General features: G+C 51.4%; 12 protein-coding genes and 1 tRNA gene. 4 read left to right on the top strand and 9 right to left on the bottom strand.

The annotated features are described in order from the left end of the window. Positions 1-270 precede the first annotated feature (270 nt). Together ACWWFX_RS05995 and ACWWFX_RS06000 are read left to right on the top strand one after the other, a co-directional pair. Positions 271-1,662 (top strand): nucleobase:cation symporter-2 family protein, encoded by a 1,392-nt coding sequence (locus tag ACWWFX_RS05995; protein WP_276219156.1) that lies wholly within the window; start codon positions 271-273, stop codon positions 1,660-1,662. A 136-nt stretch (positions 1,663-1,798) separates the two neighbouring features. After that, positions 1,799-3,481: an AsmA family protein gene (locus tag ACWWFX_RS06000; protein WP_473223403.1), complete on the top strand. Its 1,683-nt coding sequence runs from the start codon at positions 1,799-1,801 to the stop codon at positions 3,479-3,481. 88 nt (positions 3,482-3,569) lie between these two features. Here the strand turns inward: ACWWFX_RS06000 and yicI are convergent, their stop codons facing one another. After that, positions 3,570-5,888 carry an alpha-xylosidase gene (yicI, locus tag ACWWFX_RS06005; protein ID WP_473223404.1) on the bottom strand — a complete coding sequence of 773 codons (2,319 nt, stop codon included), beginning with the start codon at positions 5,886-5,888 and terminating at the stop codon, positions 3,570-3,572. A gap of 11 nt (positions 5,889-5,899) precedes the next feature. Further along, entirely contained in the window at positions 5,900-7,294 is a 1,395-nt protein-coding gene (locus ACWWFX_RS06010) for a glycoside-pentoside-hexuronide family transporter (protein ID WP_473223405.1), read from the bottom strand. 302 nt (positions 7,295-7,596) lie between these two features. Here ACWWFX_RS06010 and ACWWFX_RS06015 point away from each other — a divergent pair. After that, a tRNA-Sec gene (locus ACWWFX_RS06015) sits at positions 7,597-7,691 on the top strand. Positions 7,692-7,983: 292 nt separating this feature from the next. After that, positions 7,984-9,165: a tyrosine-type recombinase/integrase gene (locus ACWWFX_RS06020; protein WP_253897211.1), complete on the top strand. Its 1,182-nt coding sequence runs from the start codon at positions 7,984-7,986 to the stop codon at positions 9,163-9,165. Positions 9,166-10,120: 955 nt separating this feature from the next. On the opposite strand, the gene ACWWFX_RS06025 is transcribed toward ACWWFX_RS06020, so the two are convergent. The 7 genes from ACWWFX_RS06025 to pcoA form a co-directional block, all read right to left on the bottom strand. Beyond that, positions 10,121-10,555: a copper-binding protein gene (locus tag ACWWFX_RS06025; protein ID WP_253897210.1), complete on the bottom strand. Its 435-nt coding sequence runs from the start codon at positions 10,553-10,555 to the stop codon at positions 10,121-10,123. Between the two features lie 216 nt (positions 10,556-10,771). After that, positions 10,772-12,172 carry a copper resistance membrane spanning protein PcoS gene (gene pcoS, locus ACWWFX_RS06030; RefSeq protein WP_061284931.1) on the bottom strand — a complete coding sequence of 467 codons (1,401 nt, stop codon included), beginning with the start codon at positions 12,170-12,172 and terminating at the stop codon, positions 10,772-10,774. Then, positions 12,169-12,849, bottom strand: coding sequence for a copper response regulator transcription factor PcoR (gene pcoR / locus ACWWFX_RS06035; RefSeq protein ID WP_061284930.1), 681 nt, complete (start codon positions 12,847-12,849; stop codon positions 12,169-12,171). Before pcoR ends, pcoS begins: the two co-directional genes overlap by 4 nt. Before the next feature lie 54 nt (positions 12,850-12,903). After that, positions 12,904-13,782 (bottom strand): copper resistance inner membrane protein PcoD, encoded by an 879-nt coding sequence (gene pcoD / locus ACWWFX_RS06040; protein ID WP_327621812.1) that lies wholly within the window; start codon positions 13,780-13,782, stop codon positions 12,904-12,906. 55 nt (positions 13,783-13,837) lie between these two features. Beyond that, positions 13,838-14,218 (bottom strand): copper resistance system metallochaperone PcoC, encoded by a 381-nt coding sequence (gene pcoC, locus ACWWFX_RS06045; RefSeq protein WP_369701339.1) that lies wholly within the window; start codon positions 14,216-14,218, stop codon positions 13,838-13,840. 39 nt (positions 14,219-14,257) lie between these two features. Beyond that, a complete protein-coding gene (pcoB, locus tag ACWWFX_RS06050; RefSeq protein ID WP_253897207.1) occupies positions 14,258-15,148 on the bottom strand; it encodes a copper resistance outer membrane transporter PcoB in 891 nt (296 codons plus the stop codon). Between the two features lie 5 nt (positions 15,149-15,153). Beyond that, on the bottom strand, positions 15,154-16,971 hold the full coding sequence (gene pcoA, locus ACWWFX_RS06055) for a multicopper oxidase PcoA (RefSeq protein WP_253897206.1): 1,818 nt from the start codon (positions 16,969-16,971) through the stop codon (positions 15,154-15,156). Positions 16,972-17,183 lie beyond the last annotated feature (212 nt).

The following is a 17,183-nucleotide window of genomic DNA, read 5'->3' on the forward strand; positions in this document are numbered from 1 at the left end:
TTAAAGCTCCTTACCAGACGCATGATTCATTCATACGCGACGTATTTCCTGTGTCGTTGAGATCTCATCGTAAGATCAGGGAGCAGATTGTAATCAATAAATGCGCAAAAATGACAGAAAAAGGTTAATCACGCTGATAAACCATTTATGCAATGAATAATTGATAAAAATTAAGGTCCGGTAATTTTTTAACGCCATCACAAAGCAACCGTTTGCTTTTACCCACCAGTCCGATAAAATCGCCACTTTTCCACCACGAGATCGCCCCTGATGTCCGCCAACACCCTTGAGTCAGAAAATGCGCAACCGGTTGCGCACACTCAAAACAGCGAATTGATTTACCGCTTAGAAGACCGCCCGCCGCTGCCACAAACGCTTTTTGCCGCACTGCAACACCTGCTGGCTATGTTTGTCGCGGTGATCACGCCCGCCCTGCTGATTTGTCAGGCGCTGGGGCTGCCGGCGGCCGATACTCAGCACATCATCAGTATGTCGCTGTTCGCTTCCGGTGTGGCGTCCATCATCCAGATTAAAGCCTGGGGCCCGGTGGGTTCGGGTCTGTTGTCGATTCAGGGCACCAGCTTCAACTTCGTTGCGCCGCTGATTATGGGCGGTACCGCGCTGAAAACCGGCGGTGCCGATGTGCCGACCATGATGGCGGCGCTGTTTGGTACCTTAATGCTGGCGAGCTGCACCGAGATGGTGTTGTCACGCGTGCTGCACCTGGCGCGACGTATTATCACGCCGCTGGTTTCCGGCGTGGTGGTGATGATTATCGGCCTGTCGCTGATTCAGGTTGGCCTGACATCCATTGGCGGCGGTTATGCGGCAATGAGTAACAACACCTTTGGCGCGCCGAAAAATCTGCTGCTGGCGGGTATCGTGCTGGTGCTGATTATCCTGCTTAACCGCCAGCGTAATCCGTACCTGCGCATTGCGTCGCTGGTAATTGCCATGGCGGCGGGATATCTGATGGCCTGGTTCCTGGGTATGCTGCCGGAAAATACCGCGCCGACTAACACCGACCTGCTGATGATCCCAACCCCGCTGTACTATGGCCTGGGCATTGACTGGAACCTGCTGCTGCCGCTGATGCTGGTGTTTATGATCACCTCACTGGAAACGATTGGTGATATTACGGCGACATCTGACGTCTCTGAGCAACCGGTCTCCGGCCCGGTTTACATGAAACGTTTGAAAGGCGGCGTGCTGGCCAACGGCCTGAACTCGTTTGTCTCGGCGGTATTCAACACCTTCCCGAACTCCTGTTTCGGCCAGAACAACGGCGTGATTCAGTTAACCGGCGTCGCCAGCCGTTACGTTGGTTTCGTGGTGGCGTTGATGCTGATTGTCCTTGGCCTGTTCCCGGCAGTAAGTGGTTTTGTGCAGCACATCCCTGAGCCAGTTCTGGGTGGCGCAACGCTGGTGATGTTCGGCACCATCGCCGCGTCCGGCGTGCGTATTGTTTCCCGCGAGCCACTGAACCGTCGCGCAATCCTGATTATTGCCCTTTCACTGGCCATCGGTCTGGGCGTCTCCCAGCAGCCGCAGATCCTCCAGTTTGCGCCGGACTGGCTGAAAAATCTGCTCTCCTCGGGTATCGCCGCTGGCGGTATCACCGCGATTGTTCTGAATCTGGTCTTCCCGCCAGAGAAAGCGTAATCCGCTTTGCCGGATGGCGGCGACGTCATCCGGCATTATCCCCACACGCTGACACCGAATTTCACCCTTCTCACCTTGAGCATTGCGCATAATTCGTGCATAACTGCCTTATGTGCCCTTCTCAGGATGGAAGATCATGAAATTTATTGGAAAGCTGATTCTCTGGCTCCTCGTCGTACTGCTGCTGGTCATTCTCGCCTTCTACTTCCTGCTGCAAACCCGTTGGGGCGCGCGCGAAGTCAGTCAGTGGCTTACTGAGAACACCGATTACCAGGTGACGTTCGATGCGATGGATCACCGTTTCTCATCACCCTCTCATATCTTGTTCAGGAATGTGACCTTCGGGCGTGATGGCAAACCCGCGACGCTGGTCGCTAAAGCTGTCGATATCGGCCTGAGCACCCGCCAGGTGACCGACCCGCTACACGTTGACACTATCCTGCTGCAAGACGGAACGTTAAATCTCTCGCCGTCTAACGCGCCGCTTCCCTTTGCCGCCGATCGCCTGCAGCTCAACAATATGGCTTTCAACAGCCCGGAAACCGGCTGGGAATTAAGTGCGCAACGGGTTAACGGCAGCATTGCGCCATGGACGCCGGAAGCAGGCAACGTGCTGGGTAAGAAAACGCATTTGCAGGTGAATGCCGGTTCCCTGACGCTCAATGGCATACCCACCAGCAACGCGGTTATTGAAGGGGATATTGATAACGGTGTAGTAACGCTGACCAGCCTTGGTGCGGAGGTCGCGCGCGGCTCGCTGGCCGGAAATGCCCGCCGCAACGCCGACGGAAGTTGGGTGGTGGATAATCTGCGCCTGAACGATATTCGTCTGCAAAGCGACAAAACGCTGATCGATTTCTTCGCCCCGCTCAGCACCGTTCCGTCGCTGCAAATTGGCCGCCTTGAGGTCGTGGATGCCCGTTTACAGGGGCCAGACTGGGCGGTAACCGATCTCGATATGAACGTGCGCAACCTTTCCCTAACCCAGGGCGGATGGCAAAGTACGGACGGTAAAATCACCCTGAACGCCAGTGAGTTTATCTACGGCTCGCTACATCTGCTGGACCCCATTTTCAACGGCGAGCTCTCAGACCAGGGCATCGCCCTGCGCCAGTTTACCACCCGCTGGGAGGGCAGCACGGTGCGAACGTCCGGTTTCTGGTTGCGCAACGGGCAGGCGCTGACGCTGGATGATGCGTCGATTGTGGGCCTTGAATACACGTTACCCAATAACTGGAAACAGTTATGGATGGACGCGTTGCCGGAGTGGCTCAACAGCGTGACCCTGAAGAAATTTACCGCCAGCCGCAATCTGGTTATCGATATCGACCCGGCTTTCCCGTGGCAGATCACGGCGCTGGAAGGCAGCGCCACCAACCTGCAACTGGTGAAGAATCGCCTGTGGGGCGTATGGGGCGGAAATGCGCAACTCAATGCGGCGGCGGCGACGTTTAATCGCGTAGACGTCAATCGACCGAGCCTCGCGCTGTCGGCAAACGCCTCGACGGTCAATATCAGCGAACTTACGGCGTACACAGAGAAAGGCATGCTCAAAGCCACCGCCACGGTTTCTCAGTTGCCGCAACGGCAGGTGAACGTCAGCCTCGACGCACGCGGCGTGCCGCTGAATACGTTGCAGGCCTGGGGATGGCCAGCGCTGCCCATCAGTGGCGACGGTAACCTTCAGCTCACCGCCACCGGCGCAGTGCAGGCAGACGCACCGCTCAAGCCAACGGTAAACGGACAGCTGAGCGCGGTGAATATGGCGAAGGAGCAGGTAACGCAGACGATGCGGGGTGGGGAGATTACCACCCCGTAATTGCCCGGTGGCGCTACGCTTACCAGGCCTACAATGACATAACCAAATTCATCGTAGGCCGGATAAGCGACAGCGCCATCCGGCGTTTTTAAAGTGTGATCGTCAGCGTATTACTTTGCGCTTTCACCACCACGCCCAGCTCACTTCCCGCATGTGCGCCGCCCTTAATGCCGCTAATCTGCTGCACATTACGCAGGCACAGTGTCCAGTCGCGCGCGTTACCTTCGCCAGTTACGGTGATGGTGTTGCCCGCGCGTACCGCTTTCAACGTAAACGCAGCTGAACCATCCGTCGCCGGAACGGTGCAGAGAGCTTCGCGGCCATCATCCAGACAGAAAAGCTGGAATTCGGTGCCTTCATACCACGCGTAATTCGGTTTCTGGTTGTTGTTGCCCAGTGCCAGCAGGGTGTTGTCGCGGACATACACCGGCAGGCTCAGGAAGTCGTGCTGCTGTTTATGCCAGCGGCTGCCCTGTACTTCGTCGTTGTGCCACAGGTGCGTCCAGCGGCCTTCCGGCAGATAGAACTGCACGTCGCCCGCTTCCGAGAACACCGGTGCCACCATCACGGAATCGCCCAGCATATACTGGCGATCGAGGTAGTCGCATGCCGGGTCGTTCGGGAACTCCAGCATCATCGCGCGTAACATTGGCGTACCCTGCTCATGCGCCAGCGCAGCCTGGCGATAGAGGTACGGCATCATGCGGCACTTCATTTCGGTGAAGAAGCGCACCACGTCGCAGGACTCTTCGTCGTACGCCCACGGTACACGGTAGGATTTGCTGCCGTGCAGGCGGCTATGGCTGGAGAAGAGGCCGAATGCACACCAGCGTTTGTAGACATCGGCAGGCGCAGTATTTTCGAAGCCGCCGATATCGTGACTCCAGAAGCCGAAGCCGGAGAGGCCAATCGACAGGCCACCGCGCAGGCTTTCCGCCATTGATTCGTAGTTGGCGTAGCAGTCACCACCCCAGTGAACCGGGAACTGTTGCGCACCCACAGACGCGGAGCGGGCAAACAGCACCGCCTCTTCCTCGCCAACAGTCTCTTTCAGCACGTTCCACACCAGTTCGTTGTAGATAAAGGCGTAGTGGTTGTGCATTTTCTGCGGATCGGAACCGTCAAACCATTGCACATCCGTTGGGATACGTTCGCCGAAGTCGGTTTTGAAGCAATCTACGCCAATATCCACCAGCCCTTTCAGCTTGTCGGCGTACCACTGGCAGGCATCCGGGTTGGTGAAGTCATAAATCGCTAATCCTGGCTGCCATTTATCCCACTGCCAGATCGACCCATCCGGGCGTTTAAGCAGATAGCCCTTCTCTTTCAGTTCCTGGAAGACCGGCGATTTCTGGCCAATGTACGGGTTGATCCACACGCACACCTTCAGCCCTTTCTCTTTCAGGCGCTGAATCATGCCTTTCGGGTCAGGGAAGGTCACCGGGTCCCACTCGAAATCACACCACTGGAAAGCTTTCATCCAGAAGCAGTCGAAGTGGAAAACGTGCAACGGCAGGTTGCGCTCAGCCATGCCATCGATAAAGCTGTTCACGGTCGCTTCATCGTAGTTAGTGGTGAACGACGTGGTGAGCCACAGGCCGAACGACCACGCTGGCGGCAGCGCCGGGCGACCGGTAAATTGCGTGTAGCGATTGAGCACCTCTTTTGGTGTCGGACCGTCGATGACGAAATATTCCAGATACTCGCCTTCCACGCTGAACTGCACTTTCGAGACTTTTTCTGAGCCAATCTCGAACGAGACGTTTTCCGGGTGATTCACCAGCACGCCGTAGCCGCGGTTGGTGATGTAGAACGGGATATTTTTGTAGGACTGCTCGGTACTGGTGCCGCCGTCACGGTTCCAGGTTTCAACCGTCTGGCCGTTACGCACCAGCGCAGTAAAGCGCTCACCCAGGCCATAAACCGTTTCACCCACGCCGAGGTCCAGGCGCTCAAACAGGTAGTTTTTACCGGTGTTGCCGTCCTGCACGTAGCCGTTGTTTTTCACCTGAGAACCGGTAATACGTACGCCGTTGCGCAGGAAATCGAGCGACCAGAATTCACCTTTAGTAACCCGCACGCTCAGGTTGCCGCTTTTCAGCTCGGCAAATTCAGCGGTGTTCTGCATTTCAACTTTTACGTCTTTCAGGACATTCAGCGGATAGTGCGGGCCGTTATTTAACGCGCCCTGGAAGTGTTCGATACGTACGCCGACCACACCTTCCTGCGGGGCGAAAAAGCGCAGCGTAAACAATGGGGTATCCAGTTGCCAGGTACGTTCACGCACATCGCGCGGTGCGGCATAAACCACCATCTCATTACCGTGCTGCTCGACATCGAACACCTGGATGGGGTGGATAAGATTGAGACCCGGTTGGATCAGCCAGTTTCCATCACTGATTTTCATAGTTCGTCCTCTTAACTCTGTAATGATTTTGATTCGGGTACGTGTTCAAATTCTTGTTGATTGCGACGTGCGCCCTGCGCCAGCTCGCCCATAATTTTCAGCAAGAACGGCGTTTTCAGGGTGTAGTAGCGCTTCGCAATGATGGCGCTCAGCAGATAGCAAACCGCAGGAACGATAGTGAACAGGGCGATAATGATGCTGATGGTGGTGCTGTTCTGCGCTTTCGCGGCCGCATCGTAGCCCCCGCCCGCCAGCATCCAGCCAATCATCGCGCCACCCAGCGCCAGGCCCAGCTTCAGCACGAACAGCGTGCCTGCGAAACTGATGCCGGTAAGACGTTTACCGTTACACCACTCGCCGTAATCGACGGTGTCGGACATCATCACCCACTGAATCGGCGTCACCAGTTGGTGCAGCACACCAATCACGAAAATAAAGCCGAACATCAGTACGTTGGCATTCATCGGTACAAAGAACATCGCCAGGCTCAGCACCGCCAGAATGGCGTTGGTCCACCAGAAGACGCTCACTTTGCATTTCCAGTCGGTGAGCGGTTTGGCCATTGCGGAGCCAATCAGGTTGCCGACGCAATAGGTGGTCAGGAAAGCAGTGAATAACGCCGGAGAGCCCATAATCCAGGTGACGTAATACATCATCGCGCCGCCGCGCACGCAGACAGCAAGGATGTTGAGAATGGTGAGCAAGCCAACAATGCGCCACTGATCGTTCTGCCAGATATCGCGCAGATCTTCACGCATGCCGGTGGTACTCGGCGGTACCTGGATACGTTCTTTCGTGGTGAAAAAGCAGAATGCCAGCATCAGGAACGCAACTACCGACAGCACGGCAATCCCGCCCTGGAAACCGAGCGCCTTATCCTCGCCGCCGATTAAATTCACCAGCGGCATCATCAGCACGGTAGAGAGCATGCCGCCCGCCGTCGCCAGCACGAAGCGCCAGGATTGCAGCGAGATACGCTGCGTTGGGTCGTTAGTGATTACGCCGCCCAGCGCACAGTAAGGAATATTCACCACGGTATAGAGCAGGGTCAGCAGCGTGTAAGTTACTGCGGCGTAGATCATTTTGCCGTTAAGGCTGAGATCTGGCGTGCTGTAAGCCAGCACACACACCACACCAAACGGCAGCGCGCCAAACAGCACCCACGGGCGGAACTTACCCCAGCGACTGCGGGTACGGTCAGCCAGCAGGCCCATGCAGGGGTCGGAAATGGCATCCAGCGCGCGCGCCAACAGGAACATGGTGCCGACAAAGCCGGCAGGAATACCGAAAATATCGGTGTAAAAAAACATCATGTACAACATGACGTTATCAAAAATGATATGGCTGGCGGCGTCGCCCATACCATAGCCAATCTTCTCTTTGACGGATAAAACTTCGCTCTTCATGTCGAAATCCCTTCTTGAGCCGACGCCACGCTGGTACCGGTTACGGTTTTTGTAAACCATCCGACCGCTAAGATGAATTCCGATATCTCGTTATCAAATTACGTTTCTTAATTTCTGTGATCGCGGTAGGACTAGAGAGTGTGTCGAAGTGTAACTTGCGGATTTTATGGGGTTTTGTTCTGAGGCGGACATTCACACGCGTGATATGTACCAAATGAATCCAAAAAAGGTGCATTAAAAGATGTGGTAAATGCCTGAAAGTAGCTATAATGCGCCCCGCCTCCATGTAGCAATCGAGGCGCGGAAGATCGTCATCTCCGGTGAGGTGGCTGGACTTCAAATCCAGTTGGGGCCGCCAGCGGTCCCGGGCAGGTTCGACTCCTGTGATCTTCCGCCAATTAACCTCTTCTGAGCTCTCTCGAAGTCAATAACTCTTTCTTAACCCCTTGTATATCAGGCTTCATCGTGTCCCAAACTCAATCGAACTAAACCTACATCAAGCATTTTTTGGGGGTGCATTAGGGGGTGTTATTTCCCTACCGAAACTTCGGAACCCCCATAATGTGAAAAATATGATATATAACAATAGGTTTAAACAACACCTTTGTTATACAAGGGGTGGGGGTATCAGATAGGTTACTAGTGTAAGTCCCCATGGAGGATGAACTCATCAAAAACCGGAGGGCGTGATGGCACTAACTGATGTTAAAGTCAAAACAGCAAAACCAAAAGAAAAGCCTTATAAGCTAGCTGACGGTGGAGGTATGTATCTGCTGACTAATACCAATGGCTCAAAGTACTGGCGTATGAAGTATCGTTTTGCTGGTAAAGAAAAAATGCTTTCTATTGGTGTCTACCCTGATATATCTCTGGCTGACGCACGTGAAAAACGTAGTGAAGCTAGGAAAATCCTTGCCGCAGGAGGCGACCCGGGCGAAGTGAAGAAAGAGGGGAAAATAGCCAAGCAAATGAGTCTGAAAAGCACTTTTGAGGCTGTCGCACGTGAATGGCACCAGTCTAAAGCCGACCGTTGGTCACTACGTTACCGCATTGAAATCATCGAGACCTTCGAGAAAGACATCTTCCCCTACATCGGCAAGCGCCCTATTGCTGAAATTAAGCCAATGGAACTACTGGAAACTTTGCGTAAAATGGAGAAACGCGGAGCGCTCGAGAAGATGCGCAAAGTCCGTCAACGTTGCGGTGAGGTGTTCCGCTATGCAATTGTCACTGGTCGGGCCGACTACAACCCCGCCCCCGACCTTGCTAGCGCTTTAGCTACGCCGAAAAAAGTACATTTCCCCTTCCTTTCTGCCATTGAACTTCCTAACTTCCTTAACGATCTAGCGGGCTATACCGGCAGTGTTATCACGAAGACAGCGACTCAAATCATTATGTTAACCGGTGTACGCACACAGGAGCTGCGTTTCGCCCGTTGGGAGGATATCAATTTTGAGGCAAAGTTATGGGAAATCCCAGCAGAAGTGATGAAAATGAAACGGCCCCATGTTGTACCGCTCTCAGAGCAGGTCATTGCGCTGTTTAAACAGCTTGAACCGATATCGAAGCATTATCCGCTGGTTTTTATCGGTCGAAACGATCCTCTCAAGCCTATCAGCAAGGAAAGCGTTAATCAGGTGATTGAGTTGCTGGGGTATAAAGGCAGGATAACTGGGCACGGTTTTCGCCACACAATGAGCACTATTCTGCATGAGCAAGGCTTTAACTCGGCGTGGATTGAAACACAGCTTGCGCATGTCGATAAAAACGCGATTCGTGGAACATATAACCATGCTCAGTATCTGGAAGGGAGAAGAGAGATGATGCAGTGGTATGCGGATTATATCAATAGCCTAAAACAACCGGCATAATAGCACAGCCCAAAGCGGGCTGTGCTTCACCTACACCGTTCTTTTTTGGTAAATCACCGAAGAAAATAACATTGTAATATGCTGTTTTTAAAGTATTTTTTAATTAACTCGCCATTTACAAAAACATCGAGACCAAACAGCCAGTTATGTTATCAGGTAAAAATTAGTTGAGACTATCCCTGTTAAAACAGGCATAGCTAATTAACTGCTAACTTGAGAGAAAAAGTGTTTTAATTACGTCGAGTGTAATTACAATCGCTGGCGACGCCAGCAGTGCCAGTGGTGGTCTCAGCCCGGAACAATTTGAAAAAACAGATCTTCGCTTAAGATGGTATCCACCTTACGTGGGTAGGATCAGCGTTCCTCGCTGACTATAGAGTGGAATAAGCGTTGCACTAAAATCCATAAAACAGAGTCCATTTAGTCGGGCATCTTCCGACAACAGCACCAATTCGACGGGTTACGTTTCCTTATCTAAGTCCTAAGCGAGCTAGTTTGTACCATCATACAAACACCTAGAGACACATGATGGTAAGATTTTTACAGCTGGTTTCTCATACCCCATACAGAGCCCTAGTTAAAGTTCAGAACCTTTACCCGTAAGTACGCCTATTCCATGCTCCCGGTAGGCATAAACCTATTTTCTTACTGTGCAGGGGCTGATGCCGTACATCCTGGCTACAGATTTCAAACTCAACTCATCTTCCAGGTACTTCACTGACACTTCCTTTTTGAATTCCAATGAAAATTTTGCCATACGCCCTCAGTTTTTGATCTGGTGTCTAACTTTTGAGGCTCACAGCATCCTCTCAGGAATTTCAGGAGCTGCTAGACGGTGCTGGAACAACGCTTATTCTCAATGACAGTGGTTTATGTTACAAAAAAACGCTCCCGGAAAGGAGCGTAAACCAGTGACTTCGGCATCAAATGAGGGTCTGACAAGTGGAGCAGCGGGTTAATTCTGGGTAACCTGGCTACGATGCTTTTCCGCCTGCTGCTGATGAATAACGGAAGACTGGCCATTTTTCGCGTTCTCATGCACAACAGCAGCTTTCTCATGCTCGCTCATTTCGGAAAATGGCTTAGCAGTTTCTTGGGTGTTCTCAGGTTTGGCTTTCATCATTTTTTTATGCATTTCAGCCATGTCCTGATGGGCGGCAGAATTGCCGTTTTGCATCATTTCATGGGACATAGCGGCCTGATCGTGACCGCTCATATCCATCATTTTCATGCTCTCCCCCTGAACTGCACTTTTTTCAGCGGATGACTGCATCTGATGGGCAGGCGCCTGGGCATTATTTACCTGGTCATGCATGTTCATTGTCTCTGCAGCCCAGGCAGATGAAGCGACAGCCATCATGGCAATAAAGGATACAAGAATTTTTTTCATGGTTGGGTCTCCGGTGTTTTCATACCCGAACAATCAATGCTTATAACAGAGAAAGCAGTTGATCTCAGGGCTGGTTAATCATCACGCCAGGAACCGGGCGATTGAATTATCACGTTGCTCCTGATTTATGACTGATTATAAAAAACCGCCTCTGTTTATCGCGTGACTAAATGATGACATTTTTGTCACCTTCCGGATTTTTACTGAATAACAGTATTAATCCGTTAACAGACGCACACTGAACACAATTTCCCGCCCCTGCTGTTCTGCTGACAGCTCGCCGCCGTGAGCATGAATGATCGACCTTGTAATTGATAATCCCAGCCCCGCACCTTCCGTATTGTGGACCCTAGATGAGTCTGCGCGATAGAACCGGTCAAACAGGCGTTCCAGATTAGCGGGAACCGGGCCAGACATCGTATTCGTAATCATCACGTTCACACAGTCACTGTCACGCTCAAGGTGTATCGCTGTACAGGTGTTATCGGGAGAATACTTGATTGCATTGGAAAGCAGGTTACTGAAAGCACGTCGCAGCATATCGCTGTCTCCGGCAACAACGCCCTCTCCTTCAACCGTGATTGTCTTTCCTGTTTCGTCTGCCAGGGGCTCGAATAACTCACGTAATTCATTCAGTTCGGCTGCCAGATCTACATCATGTTTATCCAGCTGCAGCAGACCATGCTCTGAACGTGCCAGAAAAAGCATGTCACTGGTCATTCGTGACAACCTTTTCAGTTCTTCCAGGTTAGCGAATAAAATTTCGCGGTAATGCGAAACATCCCTTTCCTTAGCCAGTGCAAACTGCGTCTGCATCATCAGATTACTGACTGGTGTGCGCAGCTCATGCGCGATGTCAGACGAGAAATCTGACAGTTTCCGAAATGACCCCTCCAGGCGATCGAACATGTTATTGAATTCCTGCATGGTCTCAGAGATTTCCGGTGGAGCCAGATCGGGATTAAGACGCTGATCAAGGCTGTGTACGGTCATGGAGGAAGCCAGACTGGTCATTTCCCGTAACGGTTTCAGACCAATACGTGTGGTCAGCCAGCCCAGAAAAACAGAAATAAAGACCAGACCGATATTGAACCAGAACAGCCAGGTACTGAGCTTATCCATAAACAGGGTGTGATACCCAGTATCCGTGGCAACCGTAATGATGAAATGTTTACTTTTACCCTGTTCCGGCGTCACGGCAACCCGCCGCGAGATACTGCGGTACACGGTGTTATTTTCTTCCGTCTGGATCATATAGTCGAGAATATCACCCGACTTATTAAGCAGGACCGCTGGAACAACAGAATTTTTGGCATAAAGTTCAACAATTTTTTCATTTTCCATGTTTTTTATAGAAATGAATAAACCATTGTGCCCTACCATCGCATCGTTTATTTTTTCTGATAATGACTTAATATCCGTTTTGTTCCGGAACGTCTCTGTTTTAAGAAACTCTTCGGTGAGCTGAAGTTTACCTGTCAGAAAATCGCGGTCCTGATTATCGAAATAGCCATTCAGGGTGCTCACCAGCATAAAACTGGATAACCACCATACCGTAAGCATCACTGCAGAAAAAATCAGGCTCAGGCGCGTGGTCAGGGAAATTTTGAACCTCACTCTTCTCTGATCTCCAGGACATATCCGGCACCACGAACGGTATGGATCAGTTTTGGCTCAAAGTCATCATCAATTTTACTTCTCAGGCGTCTCACGGCGACATCAATCACATTCGTGTCACTGTCAAAGTTCATATTCCAGACCAGGGACGAGATAAGACTCCTGGGTAACACTTCTCCGGTGCGTTGCAGCAGCAACTCAAGCAGAACGTATTCTTTACCGGTGAGATGGATCTTCTTCCCCGAACGGATCACGGTCCGGCGCACCATATCAACGGTCATATCGGCGATAGTGCAAACTGTGGCGGCCTGCGAGCGGGCGCGTCGCAGCAAGGTTCTTACACGTGCAACAAGCTCTGTAAAATCGAAGGGCTTAATCAGATAGTCATCTGCGCCAAGCTCCAGTCCTTTCACTTTGTCCCGCACGTTGTCCTTTGCGGTTAAAAACAGGACCGGTTCTTCATGCCCGGACTCCCTCAGTGCGCTGATGATTTGCCACCCGTTGAGGAAAGGCAGCATCACGTCCAGTATTATCAAATCATACTGTCCCTTCGACGCGGCCCCGAGACCATCGCGGCCATTATTAAAGAGATCGGCCTGATAGCCTTCCTCAATCAGTCCCTGCTGCAGGTAACGACCTGTTTTTTGTTCGTCTTCAACGATTAAAATACGCTGCATGGTCAACTCGCTGATATGAAAGTAAAAATCTCACGCATGAGCTTTGGCTGTCCCCTAGCTGACCTGAGACGGAGCAAGCATTCCGAGCCACGCAACGGCGCCCAGAATGATAATCGCAACAACGAATTCTGTCAGGATGCTGTTTCGCATCAGGGCAACGCTGCGATCATAATTCCCTTCCCTGACCATAACTTCAAGCCGGGGACCCAGGTGAAACCGGTTTGCTGCAGCCAGAAGAAGCATCAGAACAAACAGAGCCGTCTTAGCAAGCAATATCCCCCCCCAGGAGCTGTTGAATAAGGGGTTTAAGTTACCCTCAGCAATATACAGATAGTTGACCAGCGCACTCAGGATCAGGGCTACAACAATCACCGTACCTGCCGTGGCAAATTTTGCCAGGGAGTCAGATATCACAATGACGCTCTGTGCATTATGCGCGTTTCTGCGCATCAGCAGGATAGCAAATGCAACCAGAGCACCTGTCCAGGCACCTGCAGCGCCGAGATGAGTCAGATCGCTCAGTAAATGGAGATAGTAATGCAGACCGTCATGCATGACGGCGTGTCCTCCCCAGGCAAGTGTAGCCAGCGCCACGCCCCCACTCATCGTCATCAGCAGGCAGGACAATACTCTCTTATTAGTGTAAAGGAACAAAGCACCGAGAGTGGTAAACAGGGCACAGAGTCTGACAATCCAGCTAATACCTACATCCGTTTCTTCTATCACCATCTCGATAATATGGATAGATAATTCTCTGAGATCAGTTACTCCGCTCATGGCATTAGATACCAGGAGCATATTAATGCCAGTAAGAATGATGCCTGCAACAACAGCAAAGGTTATAAACGACCTGAAATTAGTCAGGTTATACGTTTCATGTCTGACACTGCTTATTCCATATATCTGAAAAAATGGCAATCCAAATATTACCATCAAATCAAGATAAAGAAGAAAACGAATAACAATCATAATCAGGTCGTTCATAATATTACTTCACTGTAAAAGTGTAATTGCCGGTAATAGGGTGTGTATCTGCAGAAACCGCGCGCCAGTCAACACGATAAGTGCCGGCTGGCAGAGGTTCTCGTGGGATAATGACCATTGATTTAGGGTCAGCACCTGGTGCCACTTTTGTCGCGACTGGCATTGGCGAATGGGATGACATGCCTTTCATCCCGGTCATTGTTAATTTAGCCCCTGAGAATTTCACAGTCAGATCTTCTGTGAAATTAAGCTGGATCTTTTCCGGGGCCGCTATGGCTGAATCTGCCTGCGGGACAGAACTTTTTAATTCAGGATGGGCCATAGCAGAGAAAGCAACGCCCATAACGAGGCCACCTGTAAGAATGGCTTTATTTAAAATCGACATTTTATTTACCTGTTTAGTTGAGTGTTTTATATCGGTGCGTTAAAACCAGATTCTGGCTCCCGCCAGGAATACTACCTGATGGTCTTTCTCACCTTCTCTTTTCGCCATATCGGATGTTTTCCCGTAAAGTTGATTCCAGGAAACGCCTATATAGGGTGCAAACTCACGGCGTATTTCATAGCGCAGCCGGAGCCCCAGTTCTGTGTCAGTCAGTCCCCTGCCGCGACCCCGCGATTCATCATCCTGACTGTAGAAATTCACCTCATAGGATGGCTGGAGTATGAGCCGGTTAGTCAGTAAAACGTCGTATTCTCCTCCCAGACGAAGGGCTGCTTTTCCGCCATTACTGACAAACCCCGTAATTTCAGATTCAAAATTATAGAGTGCCAGCCCCTGAAAACCGACAGCAGCCCAGGTCTGGGCAGAAGCAGGTCTGAAATCCTGCCTGACACCCGCAACCAAATCCCACCAGGGGCCAACCGCATGTCCCCAGAGTAACTGCGCTTCAGCCGCCTCCGTTTCCCCATTGCTTCGTTCGCCTTCGCTCTTTAGCCAAAGCCGGTCTGTGTCGCCTCCAATCCAGCTGTTAACACTCCAGCTGAAATTGTTGGTGTTATCCGACCGTTGCCATTCCAGTTGATCCAGCAGAACCAGATAATTAATCGCACTGTCGTGAATCGCATGCCCCTGTAAATTGCCGAATGCAGCCTTCCGGTCGGCATCGGTAACAGGCGGAATTGGCGTTCTGCTCTCGGTTACAATGGGCTCCATTGACGTCATCTCAGTGAAATTCTCATCTGCTGGCATCTGCATGGCAGACATGTCGTGCCCGGCGTGGGGATCTGCAGAGACGAAGCCCGCCGCAATAGAAAGCTGTGAGGTAAACAAACCGGCGACCAGAACAGGTATGGCCTTCAAATTTCTCTTCATTCGCATCATTCCTCCACCCGGACTTCACGAAACATTCCCATTTCCATGTGATAGAGCAAATGGCAGTGATACGCCCAGCGTCCAAGTGCATCTGCTGTCACTCTGTAACTGCGTTTTGTACCAGGGGGGACATCTATTGTGTGTTTACGAACCATGAAATTACCGTTTTCATCTTCCAGATCGCTCCACATACCATGCAGGTGAATGGGGTGAGTCATCATGGTATCGTTGATCAGCGTGATCCTGAGCCGCTCACCGTATTTCAGCAGCACCGGTGCGGCATCTGAAAACTTGATTCCGTTAAATGACCAGGCAAACTTTTCCATGTGGCCGGTTAAATGCAGTTCTATGGTGCGGCCAGGTTCACGTCCGTCAGGATCCTCAAAGCGGCTTTTCAAATCCGCGTACGTGAGAACCTTTCTTCCGTTATTTCGAAGACCAATACCCGGATCGTTTAATTTCGGAGAGACGCTCATCGCCTGCATATCAACCAGTGGGTTATCCGTTTCTGACGCAGGATGACTTTGCATACCCGGCATTCCGGCCATCTGGGAATGATTCATACCGGCCATGCTACTGTGATCCATGGGCGCGGAGGATGTCCCGCTATCCGGAAGGTCAGCACCGTCCATAGACATCATCTCTCCGCTGTTATCCATGCCTCCCATCTGGCTGTGGTCCATTCCTGCCATATCATGTCCCATTCCTCCCATACCCATATCTTCCATGGTCAACAGAGGGCGGGGATCGAGGGCGGGAACGGCAGCACTTAACCCCTCTCTCGTGGCCAGTGTCCCCCGAGCGTAACCGGTCCTGTCCATGGATTGTGCGAAGATGGTATAGGCCTCACCCTGAGGCTCCACAATGACATCATAGGTTTCGGCAACGGCAATCCTGAATTCGTCAACGGTAACCGGGTTTACATACTGGCCATCTGCAGCCACGACCGTCATTTTCAGCCCGGGGATACGGATATCGAAATAGGTCATCGCCGAGCCGTTGATAAACCGTAAGCGTATCTTTTCACCGGGACGGAACAGTCCGGTCCAGTTTTTCAGCGGGGCCTGCCCGTTCATGAGATAGGTGTAGGTGTAGCCACTGACATCCGCGAGGTCAGTCGGATTCATTTTCATTTCAGCCCACATTTTCCGATCGGCAATGGTGGCTGACAGCCCCCGGGTATTCACGTCACGGAAAAAAGAGCCAACGGTTGGTTTATTGAAATTGTAGTAATCCGACTGTTTTTTTAATTTTTTCAGCAGGCTGTGAGGATTTTCATCGGTCCAGTCAGACAACATGACCACATGCTCACGATCGTAAGCAAACGGTTCTGGCTCCCTGGCATCGATGATAATGGCACCGTATACCCCCTCCTGTTCCTGCAGACCGGAATGGCTGTGGTACCAGTAAGTCCCGTTCTGCTTAACCTTAAAGGTGTAAGCGTAGGTATCATCAGGCTCTATGCCCATAAAACTCAGCCCCGGAACACCATCCATATTGGCCGGAAGAATAATGCCGTGCCAGTGAATGGACGTCTGTTCATTAAGACGGTTTTTGACCTTCAGGGTAATGGTGTCACCTTCTTTCCAGCGAAGAACGGGCCCCGGCAGGCCTCCATTGATTGTTTTGGCCTGACGCTCACTGCCCGTGATATTGACGGCCGTTTCACCAATGGTCAGGTCAAACTGAGTACCCTGCAGGGATGCGGCAACTGGCAGGCTCAGACTGGAACGCGCATTGAAACTCCATACGCCAAGACTTCCGGCTACGCCAGAGAGGGTTAACCCCTTCAGGAAAGTTCGTCGAGACGTTTTCAACAGCATGCGCGTTCCCTTATTTAAAGTATGGTTACTGACAGAATTCGAGAACCGATTTAAATTAAATTACTGGTTCATCCTCTTACAATGAAATGAAGCTAGCACACCTTAAGAAACAAATTCATTACAATCGTGTAATGTACATAGCTGTATTACATTTACGTCATCTTCCCCACAGGTTGATTATTTTTATATATGATCGTAAGGACATCTTTTAT

Source organism: Pseudocitrobacter sp. 2023LY-00077, assembly GCF_055796175.1.

Bases quoted from the DNA above. Each gene is read 5' to 3' on its own strand.
- ACWWFX_RS05995 (WP_276219156.1), top strand. From the start codon at position 271: ATGTCCGCCAACACCCTTGAGTCAGAAAATGCGCAACCGGTTGCGCAC.
- ACWWFX_RS06000 (WP_473223403.1), top strand. From the start codon at position 1,799: ATGAAATTTATTGGAAAGCTGATTCTCTGGCTCCTCGTCGTACTGCTG.
- yicI (WP_473223404.1), bottom strand. From the start codon at position 5,888: ATGAAAATCAGTGATGGAAACTGGCTGATCCAACCGGGTCTCAATCTT.
- ACWWFX_RS06010 (WP_473223405.1), bottom strand. From the start codon at position 7,294: ATGAAGAGCGAAGTTTTATCCGTCAAAGAGAAGATTGGCTATGGTATG.
- ACWWFX_RS06020 (WP_253897211.1), top strand. From the start codon at position 7,984: ATGGCACTAACTGATGTTAAAGTCAAAACAGCAAAACCAAAAGAAAAG.
- ACWWFX_RS06025 (WP_253897210.1), bottom strand. From the start codon at position 10,555: ATGAAAAAAATTCTTGTATCCTTTATTGCCATGATGGCTGTCGCTTCA.
- pcoR (WP_061284930.1), bottom strand. From the start codon at position 12,849: ATGCAGCGTATTTTAATCGTTGAAGACGAACAAAAAACAGGTCGTTAC.
- pcoD (WP_327621812.1), bottom strand. From the start codon at position 13,782: ATGGTAATATTTGGATTGCCATTTTTTCAGATATATGGAATAAGCAGT.
- pcoC (WP_369701339.1), bottom strand. From the start codon at position 14,218: ATGTCGATTTTAAATAAAGCCATTCTTACAGGTGGCCTCGTTATGGGC.
- pcoB (WP_253897207.1), bottom strand. From the start codon at position 15,148: ATGAAGAGAAATTTGAAGGCCATACCTGTTCTGGTCGCCGGTTTGTTT.
- pcoA (WP_253897206.1), bottom strand. From the start codon at position 16,971: ATGCTGTTGAAAACGTCTCGACGAACTTTCCTGAAGGGGTTAACCCTC.